This is a genomic window from Eubacterium aggregans (assembly GCF_900107815.1).
Classification (GTDB): domain Bacteria; phylum Bacillota; class Clostridia; order Eubacteriales; family Eubacteriaceae; genus Eubacterium_O; species Eubacterium_O aggregans.
This window is the reverse complement of sequence record NZ_FNRK01000039.1, coordinates 1-11,311: the sequence shown is the minus strand read 5'-3', so window position 1 is coordinate 11,311 and position 11,311 is coordinate 1. Positions and strand designations below refer to the sequence as shown.

Annotated in this window: 9 protein-coding genes, 3 tRNA genes and 1 other annotated feature; of the genes, 10 read left to right on the top strand and 2 right to left on the bottom strand. The window is 42.8% G+C overall.

The genetic code is table 11. The features are described 5' to 3' along the window. Positions 1-74: 74 nt before the first annotated feature. Positions 75-150 (top strand) — tRNA-Lys (locus tag BLW33_RS13375). Between the two features lie 114 nt (positions 151-264). On the opposite strand, the gene BLW33_RS13370 is transcribed toward BLW33_RS13375, so the two are convergent. Beyond that, positions 265-340 (bottom strand) — tRNA-Trp (locus BLW33_RS13370). A 129-nt stretch (positions 341-469) separates the two neighbouring features. Between BLW33_RS13370 and BLW33_RS13365 the strand changes: the two genes are divergently transcribed. The 4 genes from BLW33_RS13365 (at position 470) to BLW33_RS13350 (ending at position 3,868) form a co-directional block, all read left to right on the top strand. Then, the gene (locus tag BLW33_RS13365; RefSeq protein ID WP_090309841.1) at positions 470-1,471 is read left to right on the top strand and encodes a zinc ribbon domain-containing protein; all 1,002 of its coding nucleotides are present in this window, start codon (positions 470-472) and stop codon (positions 1,469-1,471) included. Between the two features lie 137 nt (positions 1,472-1,608). Then, a complete protein-coding gene (locus BLW33_RS13360) occupies positions 1,609-2,313 on the top strand; it encodes a YveK family protein (protein WP_090309838.1) in 705 nt (234 codons plus the stop codon). 2 nt (positions 2,314-2,315) lie between these two features. After that, entirely contained in the window at positions 2,316-3,050 is a 735-nt protein-coding gene (locus tag BLW33_RS13355; RefSeq protein WP_090309835.1) for a CpsD/CapB family tyrosine-protein kinase, read from the top strand. 44 nt (positions 3,051-3,094) lie between these two features. Continuing rightward, positions 3,095-3,868, top strand: coding sequence for a tyrosine-protein phosphatase (locus BLW33_RS13350; RefSeq protein ID WP_090309832.1), 774 nt, complete (start codon positions 3,095-3,097; stop codon positions 3,866-3,868). Positions 3,869-3,919: 51 nt separating this feature from the next. Here BLW33_RS13350 and BLW33_RS13345 read toward each other — a convergent pair whose 3' ends face one another. Further along, a complete protein-coding gene (locus BLW33_RS13345; RefSeq protein ID WP_090309829.1) occupies positions 3,920-5,458 on the bottom strand; it encodes a sodium:solute symporter family protein in 1,539 nt (512 codons plus the stop codon). A 72-nt stretch (positions 5,459-5,530) separates the two neighbouring features. After that, positions 5,531-5,784: a binding site (T-box leader), on the bottom strand. A gap of 244 nt (positions 5,785-6,028) precedes the next feature. Here BLW33_RS13345 and BLW33_RS13340 point away from each other — a divergent pair. From BLW33_RS13340 to BLW33_RS13320, 5 genes are all read left to right on the top strand, one after another. After that, positions 6,029-8,251 carry a PTS sugar transporter subunit IIABC gene (locus BLW33_RS13340; protein WP_090309826.1) on the top strand — a complete coding sequence of 741 codons (2,223 nt, stop codon included), beginning with the start codon at positions 6,029-6,031 and terminating at the stop codon, positions 8,249-8,251. A 98-nt stretch (positions 8,252-8,349) separates the two neighbouring features. Next, positions 8,350-9,189, top strand: a complete 840-nt coding sequence (locus BLW33_RS13335; RefSeq protein WP_090309824.1) for a PRD domain-containing protein — start codon at positions 8,350-8,352, stop codon at positions 9,187-9,189. 8 nt (positions 9,190-9,197) lie between these two features. Next, complete coding sequence (locus BLW33_RS13330) at positions 9,198-10,370, top strand: M20 metallopeptidase family protein (protein WP_090309821.1); 1,173 nt, start codon at positions 9,198-9,200, stop codon at positions 10,368-10,370. An 8-nt stretch (positions 10,371-10,378) separates the two neighbouring features. After that, a complete protein-coding gene (locus BLW33_RS13325; RefSeq protein ID WP_090309817.1) occupies positions 10,379-11,122 on the top strand; it encodes a class I SAM-dependent DNA methyltransferase in 744 nt (247 codons plus the stop codon). Positions 11,123-11,220: 98 nt separating this feature from the next. Next, positions 11,221-11,296 (top strand) — tRNA-Val (locus tag BLW33_RS13320). Positions 11,297-11,311 lie beyond the last annotated feature (15 nt).

Genomic DNA, 11,311 nt, shown 5'->3' with positions numbered 1-11,311 from the left:
GTGTGAATCGCTTAGTGGGGCGGACTTCCCCATTTTATGACTGTACGCAGTGGATGAGAGGTATAATTTCATATGACCCATTAGCTCAGTTGGTAGAGCATCTGACTTTTAATCAGGGTGTCGGGCGTTCAAGTCGCCCATGGGTCACCATTAAAAAATAACGAAAGCTCGCAATTATGCGGGCTTTTTTCTATTTCATAAAATTCACGAAAAAATTAAAACTAAAAAAAAGACCTACAAACTGTAGGTCTCATGTAGTCTTAATGGCAGGGGCACCAGGATTTGAACCCGGGGCACGTGGTTTTGGAGACCACTGCTCTACCAACTGAGCTATACCCCTAAAATTGGCTACGGATGCTATTATATAGCAAGAAAATCAAAAATGCAAGACAAATTTTAAAAAATATGTTATACTTATCAAGTAAATTGAAAAGAGTATTTGTGACAATGTGATTAGGAGGAAGAATAAATGAAACAGGCGTTAACAGCCAGTGGTTCCCTTTCAATTTGGTTTGATAGTGCAAAAGAAGCTTTGAATAAAATGGGCATTAGTTATCGAGTCAACGAGCAGGAACCTTCAATTATTGGTCAGCATGGAGAAATGGGATCCATCCAAATTGATTTCAAGATTCCAGTTGAAGGCAAAACCCGGATGGAAATTACTGTCCAAAATCCAGAACTGATTAATGGGTTTAAAAGAGCCGTTGCACCGGAATACAAAGCCCTTTCAGCTATGGCTGTAAAGCAAAAAGAGACAGAGTTAGTAGCAGCACCTGATTTACCACCGCATCAGGAGGAAGAACAGCCGACAGGACCGGTCGAATCGGAGGATACAGAAACAGAAGTCTTGGGGGCGACTGATGAGACACCTCAACCTGTAGAAAATAGAGAAGAAGTAACTGAGGTGTTGGACCAGAGCGAAGAGGAACAGACGGATATAATACCGGAAGAAGAGACCGCACCAATTATTATTGAAAAAACATCTAAAGAACGACGTTGTAAAGCCTGTGGAGCCATTTTAGATGTTCAGGATAAAGTATGTCCAGAATGTGGGAAAAAGCAAGGAAATGGTGGTTTAATTGCAATTATTGCAGTTGGCGCAGTGATTATCGTCGGAGCCATTGGTTTTATGCTATACACCTTTGTTTTTTCAGGACAGAGAAGTAATACATCTACAAATACACCAACGACGACAACACCTTCTACAACGGTGACACAACCGACAACCACTAGTTTAGTAACCAATGCCCAATTTGAACAAGTTCAAAATGGGATGACTTATGCCGATGTTGTTGGAATATTCGGACGAGATGGAACATTACTGTCGGAGTCTACTTTTAAAGATGAGGGTGGTAATGATGTTCAATTGAAAATATATTATTGGGAAGGACAAGGTGAAGCTGGAGCAAACGCCAGCGTGTCTTTCCAGGGAGATATTGTGGTAACGAAATCGTCTTACGGTTTACAATAATGCTCAATAAATTAAGCCCTCGGTTTGAGGGCTTTTTACTTGCCATTATTCCTGTTTTTGGTATAATAAATAAAAAACAGGTTTAAAAAGACAAAGAAGCACGATGTTAAATTCATGGTTTGTTTTGGGAGGAAGAAATGGAAGAAGAGATTAGCTTACACGAGATACTTGATTTGTTACGTGATAATTGGAAATTTATTGTAGGTCTGACAGTGGTTGCTGTTTTAATTGCAGGGATTTTTACCACTTTTTTTATTGCACCTAAATACAGTAGTAGCACGACCCTAATTGTTGGGAAACCAGAAGGATATTCGGAAACGGGTTCTAGTGCTACCTATAATGATGTCTTAACAAATCAAAAGCTGGTAGGAACCTACAGTGAAATTGCGAAAAGCGAAAGTATCATGTCCAAAGTCGCTAGCAACCTGCACTTGAGCTATACTGATAAGCAGCTTGCCGGTATGGTGGAAGTAACAACAGTCAATGATACAGAGCTTATTGAAATTACAGTGACGAGCACGGACCCTCAAGAAGCGGCAAATATTGCAAATGAAACAGCAACGGTATTTATGGATAATATTGCGGGTTTAATGAAGATTAATAATTTACAAATAGTCGATGTGGCTAAGGTAGATAATAAACCCGTTTCACCGAATTTGAAGTTGAATTTAGCCATTGCGTTCTTGCTGGGAGTTGTGATTAGCGTATTTATCGTGTTTATTAAGGAGATGCTCAATACAACTGTAAAAAGTGTAGAGGAGCTTAAAAATTTAGTTGGAGATATTCCCATCGTTGCGGTTATTCCTCATGCTAGTGAATTAAGTAGTCAAGGAGAGAAGTAAAGATGAGAAATTCTATTGTAACCTATAAGTCACCAAAAGATCCCATTTCTGAAGCATTTAGAAATATGCGTACCAATATTACCTTTTCTGATATTGATAATGAGATAAAGGTTTTGACAATAACCAGTGCAGGTAAGGGAGAAGGTAAATCGACTATAATGGCGAATTATGCAGTTGCCCTTGCTCAATCAAACAAACGTATTTTAATCATGGATTGCGATATGAGAAAGCCGCGGATTCATCGTTTGTTTGAACGAAACAATCGTGTGGGGCTATCAAATATATTAGTAAGAGAAGTTGATATTGCGGATGCGATTCAACGGACAGAGGTTGAGGGACTGCATTTGATTTCATCAGGGCCAATACCGCCAAACCCATCAGAAATGTTGGGAAGTCGTCGTATGGCAGAATTAGTTTCATTACTGAAAGAGTCCTATGATTATGTTTTAATTGATGCACCTCCAGTTGGGGTTGTTACAGATGCTGCTGTTTTATCGAGAGTCACCGATGGCTTCATCTTGATAACGGCCTTAGAAGTGACCAATAAAGAGGGCATCAAGTTGGCAATTGCAAATATTGAAAATGTAGGCGGACATATTGTTGGTGTCGTTGCGAATAATACGCCAACAAACAAGCGTAGTGGTTACTACTATTATTACAGTGCTTATGAAGAAGATAAACCAAAGAATCATACTGAAAAAAGAGCACAAAGGAAAATGAACAAACAAAAAAAATAGAAATGCTGGGTGCGGATATTGAATAGAGAGGAGGTGTCAATCATATGATCGATATACATACCCATGTTCTGCCAGGGGTAGACGATGGTTCGAATGGTATTGATGAAAGCATTGAGATGCTTAGGGTTGCCGAATCCTTAGGATTCCGTGCAGTGACATTGACGCCTCATTATATGAGTTATACCAACTACACCTCAACCTTAGCGAATAATAAAAAGGTCATGCAGCAATTGGTAAGAGCCATGAAGCAGCAGAATTTGGAGATACAGGTATACTTGGGAAATGAAGTATTCTACGACCCGGATATTCTAAAAATCCTGGATTCCGATCAATTTATCGCCTTAAATAAAAGTCGATACCTACTGGTAGAAACGGTTCGACATGATGCGAGTGTGGAAAGCTTTGAGGATTTTCTTTATCGCCTTCAACTCAAGGGATACAGCCCTGTAATTGCCCACCCCGAGCGATACGATTTTGTTCAGGAAGATCCCAATGTTTTGTTGGATCTTATCAATAAAGGCTCTTTCATTCAGATGAATATGCTCAGTTTGACAGGATATTATGGACATGGAGCAAAAGAGACCGCCCATATTATGCTAGAAAATAATATGGCTCAATTTATGGCCAGTGATGCCCATCGGGTACGGAGCTATAAATTGATGGGTGAGGCCTTGGAGATTGCCCAAGATGTTCTGGGCCCCCGCCAGTTTAAAAGAATGATGTCCGATAATCCTAAAGTTGCTTTGGGTGGTAATGGTCGAATTGAATGTGCTCCAAAGGCCTATACTAAACGAAAAAAACATCGATGGAGTCGATAAAAAAGGATGTCGCTACAATTATGTAGTGGCATCCTTTTTTATAAGTGCATTTTATTCGCCTAAATCCTCTTTAATAGGGACAGTAACCATCCGGTTGTAAGCCGAGAAAGCATCCTCAACCAATTCCCTTTTGGGGGGCTTGGTCATTAGACTAATGATGGGCACAAGGGCCAAGGTGAGCAGCATTGCAAAGGCACCAGCATTAATGGGGGATTTTAGCCAAAGGGGGTAAAACTGCCCAAAGAACAGGTTTCCAATCATGAGAAACGTACTGAAAAGAAAGGAGAACCAGACGGCGGTTTTGGTCACGCGTTTCCAGTACAGACCATAGAGAAAGGGGGCAAGGAAGGAACCCGCAAGGGCACCCCATGAAATTCCCATGAGCTGTGCAATAAAAGTAACTGAGCTTTTGTACTGCACGATGGCAATGACGACGGAAATCAGGATAAAAACGACGATTAAGATTCGAATACACAGTATCTGTTTCCTTTCGGACATATTCTTAATGACATTATCTTTGATCAAGTCAAGGGTTAAAGTGGAGCTTGATGCCATGACGAGTGAGGATAAGGTGGACATGGATGCCGATAAAACAAGAATAACCACGATGCCAATGAGGATATCCGGCAGGCTTTCTAACATCATGGGAATGATGGCGTCATAGCCATCCACTTTTACATCGATAATGCCGGAATAGAGTCGCCCAAAGCCACCAAGGAAATACGAACCCCCAGCAACAATGATGGCGAAAAAGGTCGAAATGACCATTCCCTTAGTAATAGCATGCTCATCGGAGATGGCATAGAATTTACCGACCATTTGGGGAAGTCCCCAAGTTCCAAGGGAAGTCAGAATAATTACACCTAAGAGTCCCAGGGGATCCGGGCCAAAAAAGGAAGTAAAAACACCCGATTGACTGGAAACAGAGGGATCTGAGACCTGGGAAAGGGTAGTAAGTGCCGTAGTAAAGCCGCCATGATTAATTAAAACAGCTGCAATGACAGCGATGATTCCAAAGATCATAATAATACCCTGGATAAAATCATTAATCGCTGTAGCCATATATCCCCCAGCGATAACATAAACCGCAGTGAGTAAGGCCATAACAATAATACACACTGAATAATCAATGCTAAAAGCCATACCGAAGAGGCGGGATAGACCATTGTATAAGGAAGCGGTATAAGGAATGAGAAAAACAAAGGTAATAATAGAGGCTCCAATCTTAAGAGCGTCACTATTAAAACGTCGGCCAAAAAACTCTGGCATTGTAGCAGAGTCAAGATGTTGGGTCATAATCCGGGTGCGTCGTCCCAGGACGATCCAGGCCAGGCAGGAGCCAAGAAGTGCATTGCCAATACCAATCCATGTGGAGGCAATGCCATATTTCCATCCAAATTGTCCAGCATATCCCACAAAGATAACAGCCGAAAAATATGAAGTCCCAAAGGAAAAGGCAGTGAGCCAGGGCCCCACTGATCGTCCTCCCAGGACGAAGCCACTCACATTGGTAGAATGTTTGCGGCAGTAGAAACCCACCGCGACCATACTACTAAAAAAAAGAATCAAAAGGGCCAACTTAACAATCATAAATTCCTCCTAAATAACGGCGCATCGCCGAAGTGATAAAAACCCTTCGGGCAATAAAAAAACGCCCTCAGGAAAGAGGACGAGAAAATCCCGTGATACCACCTCAATTTCGCACGGCCTCACGGCAATGCGCTCGGAGAGTACGCTGCCTTTGGCAGTTATACTCCTGCGCGCTAACGGGCGCACCCGTTGCAGCCTACCAGGTTACCCCTTCGGTGCACGATTCACAAGATGTATTCGGTACTGCCTATCCTTTGTGTCTTTCACCAAACGGCACTTCTCTGGAAGGAATTGGAAGCCTACTTTTTCCTGATCACAATCTTTAATAAAGCTTAGTTCAAAGAATATCATGCTAAAGTATAAAAGTCAATTGGAAAATCAGAGAAAAATTATTTTGTTTAGGGCTTGACAATTGTGAAGAAGGGGTCTATAATTTATTTAATTTAAAACATCGATAGTGTGTTACTGTTCAATCAGGCATTAGCTATTCAAAACGACCTAGGAGTTTTTGGATGCTGGTGCCTTTTTTGTATAAAAAAATATCGATGTAAAAGTAAACAGGAGGAAATTATGAAAGATAAGATTTTTGGTGTGCTTCAGCGTGTCGGGCGTTCCTTTATGCTCCCCATCGCTTTATTACCAGTCGCTGGGCTTTTGCTGGGAATCGGTGGATCCTTCAGCAATCAAACGATGATTGAGGCCTACGGCTTAACCGCGATAATGGGAGAAGGCACCGTTCCTTACATGATCTTTACGATTATGGCAGATGCGGGGAATATTGTCTTTGCCAATCTTCCCATTCTTTTTGCAATGGGGGTAGCCATTGGGATGGCTAAAAAGGAGAAGGCTGTAGCGGCCCTGTCCGGTGTGATTGCCTACATGGTAATGCATACAGTCATCGGCTCGCTCATCCATTTGACGGGGACCTTTGATCCGGCATCCTTGGCCATTGCAAATGACGGACTAAAGCTGGCAGCTATTAACAGTGGTACAAATTTTGTCCCCCTTGTGGCGACACACATGCTGCCATCAGGATCGATTACCACAACCATCGGTATTGAATCTTTGCAGATGGGGGTTTTCGGTGGAATCCTTGTGGGACTTGGTGTTGCGGCTTTGCACAATAAGTTCTATAATATAGAATTACCTCAGGTTATCTCTTTCTTTGGAGGAACCCGATTTGTACCAATTATCTCAGCCTTGGTATATTGTTTAGTTGGTGCGGCCATGTTCTTCATCTGGCCCTATGTTCAGATTGGCATTAACGCTCTGGGGGATTTAGTGATTCGTTCAGGCTATGCGGGAACCTTCATCTACGGCTTTATTGAACGGGCACTCATTCCTTTCGGGTTGCATCACGTATTTTATTTACCCTTCTGGCAAACCGCACTGGGTGGTACCATGGTTATTGATGGTAATTTGGTGGAGGGTGCACAGAATATTTTCTTTGCTCAGCTGGCAAGCGGAAACATCGAGCACTTTAGTGTTGAAGCAACCCGATTTATGTCTGGAAAATTCCCTTTTATGATCTTTGGATTACCCGGGGCGGCACTGGCCATGTATCGTTGTGCCCGTCCAGAAAAACGCAAGGTGGTTGGTGGTTTGCTTCTATCAGCGGCTTTAACCGCTATGATTACGGGGATTACAGAACCCATTGAGTTTACCTTTTTATTTGTAGCACCGTTCTTATATGTAATCCATTGTGTTTTATGCGGCCTTTCTTATATGCTCATGCACATCCTTAATGTTGGTATCGGGATGACCTTTTCCGGTGGGCTCATCGATATGTTTTTATTCGGAATTCTTCAGGGAAATGCCAAAACCGGATGGATTTGGGCGATTGCCGTGGGAATTGTTTATTTTGTGATTTATTACTTCCTATTCAGCTTCCTCATTAAGAAATTGAATTTGAAAACACCAGGGCGTGAGGATGATGATACCGAGCCTAAATTATACACCCGAGACGATGTTAACGAAAAGAACGCTAAGGGTGAAACCCTTTCTGATACCGATCAAATTTCGATGTTGATTACTAAAGGCCTGGGTGGTAAGGCGAATATTACCGATGTAGATTGCTGTGCCACGCGATTACGGTGTACCGTTGAGGATGCGAACAAGGTTAACCAACCTATTCTTAAACAAAGTGGAGCGGCCGGAATTATCATAAAAGGTAATGGTGTCCAGGTTATCTACGGGCCGAGGGTATCTGTCATCAAATCTCATTTGGAAGACTTTTTAGAAACGCCCCTGGCAGATCAGTTAGAAATTGACAATCTGAAGGCTTCTGGCCCTACGCCGCCGGAACCCCAGGAACAGACAGTCTCCGAAAAGACTGGTTTGGTAGAAACCTTTATCGCACCAATATCTGGTCGGTTAGCGCCCATTGAAGAAACTCCGGACGAGGTTTTCAGCCAGAAAATGATGGGAGACGGTGTGGTTATTTTCCCAAAGGGTCATCAAGTATATGCACCCTGCAGTGGGACCATCAGTGTTTTCTTTCCCACCAAGCACGCCATAGGAATCACCAGTGACCATGGAACCGAGCTATTAATCCATGTGGGCATTGATACGGTTAAACTGGATGGGAAAGGCTTTGAAGGTCATATCGAGCAAGGACAGCATGTTGAGGCGGGAGATTTGCTGCTGACCTTGGATCTGGATTTCCTTGAAGCAAATGTGCCGTCTACGGCAATTCCCATTATTTTTACCGATCTTCCAGCAACCAAGGAAATGGAAATAATAACCACTGGGGAGATTAAAGACAAAGAAGATATTGTTAAAATAAATTCTTAATAGTATAATACAATTAGATGTCCGTTAGAAGAAGGCTGGAACATGATGTGCTCAGCCTTCTTTGTATTATGATCAGGATTGTAAATAGAGGGTGTGTCGTGTACTATATAAAAAAGGTTCTGAATAACAATGCCGTGGTTGTGGTTGATATTCAGGAAAAGCAAGAGATTATTTTTATGGGAAAGGGAATTGGCTTTGGGAAAAAAGTAAACCATCCCTTTGAAGAAGGCTCGGGGTCTAAAAAGTATATTCTCAAGCAGGCCACCGAAAAGGGATCCACAGACGATTTATTAAATTCCGTAAATCCCATTTACGTTGAAATTGCAGGGGCCATTATTGATTTATCGGAAGAGGCCTTTGGGGATACAGCCATCGATAATAACATCCTTTTGCCTCTGGCAGACCACATCGCCTTCTCTGTGGTGCGAATGCAGGCCAAAATGGCGATGCACAACCCCTTTGCAGAGGATATCCGTTTGCTCTATGAGGATGAATATGCCGTCGCCCTTAAGGCCAAAGACATTATCGAAGCGCGTACGGGCTTTTTTATTCCCGATGGAGAGCTGGGATATATTACTTTATACATTCACTCCGCATTGTGTGATATGGGGGGTTCCCAATCCCTGAAAATTACCAGTATCATCCGGGAAAGTGTCGATCGGATTCAGGAAGAATGTCAAATTGAAGAAATCGGAACCATTGCCTATAACCGACTGCTGTATCATATTAAATGCATGATGACCAGAGCCAATAAAAATGAAGCTTTAAATCAGGATATGATCGCCTTCACAAAGGAAAAATGTGCCTATTCCTTTAATGTTGCAAAAGCCATTTGCCATGGATTGGGGGAAGAGCTGGGCATGTGCTTTACTGAAACAGAAATCAGTTATCTCGCGCTTCATATTGAGCGGATTCGGACCAGCCCAAAGGACGATTAGGAGGAAAAATGCAACCAGAGCAAATAAAAGATTCACTCACACACTACCAAACAGAAGCATATACCCTACGGCGTCAGCTGCATCAGATTCCCGAGCGTGGCTTCCAGGAATTTAAAACCCAGGCCTTTATCATGAATTATTTGGAAGGATTGGGTTTGAAGCCAGAAAAAATCATTGATACTGGTGTTGTTGCGTTTATTCCAGGAAATGGGGTAATTCATGAAACCATCGCCTTTCGGTCCGATATGGATGGCCTGGATGGCACAGAGGATACGGGGCTTGATTGTCCTTCCCGGCATGAAGGGATGATGCATGCCTGCGGCCACGATGGACATATGACCATGCTGTTGATCTTTGCAAAATTTCTGGTCGAACATCCGGGGCTGATACCTCGGGACATCCTATTGGTTTTTCAGCCCGCGGAGGAAGGCCCCGGGGGAGCAAAGCCCATGGTGGAAAGTGGTGTGTTTGATCGCTTTGACGTGAGTGCAATTTTCGGGACCCATCTCTTTCCCTTCATTAAAGAAGGCGTGGTGGCGACGGCCCCAGGCCCGATTATTGCCATGACCTCGGAGTTTTATATTGATATTTTAGGGAAGAGTGGTCATGCGGCTAATCCGGATCAGTGCGTCGATGCCATAGTCGCCAGTGCGGATTATATCTCTTCCCTGCAAAAAATCATCAGCCGGACGCTCAATCCCAGGGCAGAGGCTCTACTTTCTGTGGGGACCATCGAAGGGGGGACCCGGATGAATGTTGTAGCGGATAAGGTAAGTCTTTCCGGTACCGTACGCTCTTTTGACGAAGAAATCCAAAGAGAAATGAAAACCCGGATGGTCGAAATGGCCCGGGGGATTGAAATAATGTACGGCTGTACCATTAAGATCCGTTTTGACGATATGTACCCTCCGGTTAAAAATAATCCTGAGCTGTACGAAAAGGTTTGGCCGGTGCTGGATGAGCATAAGCAAATTTTCGAAAAACAAATGATTGCAGAAGATTTTGCCATGTACGGAAAGAAAATCCCAGCACTTTTCATGGGATTAGGCACCGGTAATGAAGAAAAGGGCTTCACCAATGGATTGCATTCTCCCAAGTTTAATTTTGATGAAAAGGTGCTGTTGTCCGGGGTTGAAGCGTATTGCCGCATTGCAATGAATGAAAAAGCTTATAAAGCATAGGGGGAAATATGTACGAAGATTTTGCACAGGTGTACGATGCATTAATGACCGAAATCAATTATAAGGAATGGGCAGATTACCTTTTTCGGGTGATGCTCAACGCTAAAAATGAGGTAAAAACCATCCTGGAATTTGGCTGTGGCACAGGGAATATTACTCTGGAGCTTGCCAGGAAGGGCTATGAAATTACGGCGGTGGATCTTTCTGAAAATATGCTCACTGTCGCGGATGAGAAAATAGAGGAAGCCGGTTTAAATAATGTCCGCTTTTTTATGGGGGATATGAGCAACTTCGCCATCCAGGAACAATTCGATGCTGTCATTTGCTGCTGCGATAGCGTCAACTATCTTCCGGACTTAGAGGCCTTTAATAATTTCATTAGCTGTAGTATCGATGCTCTGAAGCCCGGTGGGATGCTGACCTTTGATATGAATACTAAAACAAAATATCAGGAGGTCATTAAAGACAGAACCTTTGTTTATGATCTGGAGGATATTTTTTGTGTTTGGGAAAACGAACCCCATATCGATGAAATGCGCATGGACTTTGACCTCTCCTTTTTTGTGGAACAGGAAAATGGGCTGTATCGACGGTTTGATGAAAAACAAAGCCAATTTATCTATAGTGCGGAAGACATTTTTCATATATTAAAACGCCCAGATTTAACAAATCAGCGGGTTCATACATTTGGTACATTTATTGCAGGTGGAAATGAAAATGACCGCATACAATTTATAGCTGAAAAACGATAGTTTTATTAAGAATAGGCAAAAATACTCAAAAATACTTGTAAAAAGCAGTTGACAATGCGTGCGGACTACCGTATAATAAGGTTCGTACTCATTGTGATGGTCGCTTAGCTCAGCTGGGAGAGCACCTGCCTTACAAGCAGGGGGTCACAGGTTCGAGCCCTGTAGCGACCACCATTTTACGTAAGCTAA

What these genes read in the sequence shown, in the direction of transcription:
- BLW33_RS13365 (WP_090309841.1), top strand. Translation starts at nt 470, where the DNA reads ATGAAACAGGCGTTAACAGCCAGTGGTTCCCTTTCAATTTGGTTTGAT.
- BLW33_RS13360 (WP_090309838.1), top strand. Translation starts at nt 1,609, where the DNA reads ATGGAAGAAGAGATTAGCTTACACGAGATACTTGATTTGTTACGTGAT.
- BLW33_RS13355 (WP_090309835.1), top strand. Translation starts at nt 2,316, where the DNA reads ATGAGAAATTCTATTGTAACCTATAAGTCACCAAAAGATCCCATTTCT.
- BLW33_RS13350 (WP_090309832.1), top strand. Translation starts at nt 3,095, where the DNA reads ATGATCGATATACATACCCATGTTCTGCCAGGGGTAGACGATGGTTCG.
- BLW33_RS13345 (WP_090309829.1), bottom strand. Translation starts at nt 5,458, where the DNA reads ATGATTGTTAAGTTGGCCCTTTTGATTCTTTTTTTTAGTAGTATGGTC.
- BLW33_RS13340 (WP_090309826.1), top strand. Translation starts at nt 6,029, where the DNA reads ATGAAAGATAAGATTTTTGGTGTGCTTCAGCGTGTCGGGCGTTCCTTT.
- BLW33_RS13330 (WP_090309821.1), top strand. Translation starts at nt 9,198, where the DNA reads ATGCAACCAGAGCAAATAAAAGATTCACTCACACACTACCAAACAGAA.
- BLW33_RS13325 (WP_090309817.1), top strand. Translation starts at nt 10,379, where the DNA reads ATGTACGAAGATTTTGCACAGGTGTACGATGCATTAATGACCGAAATC.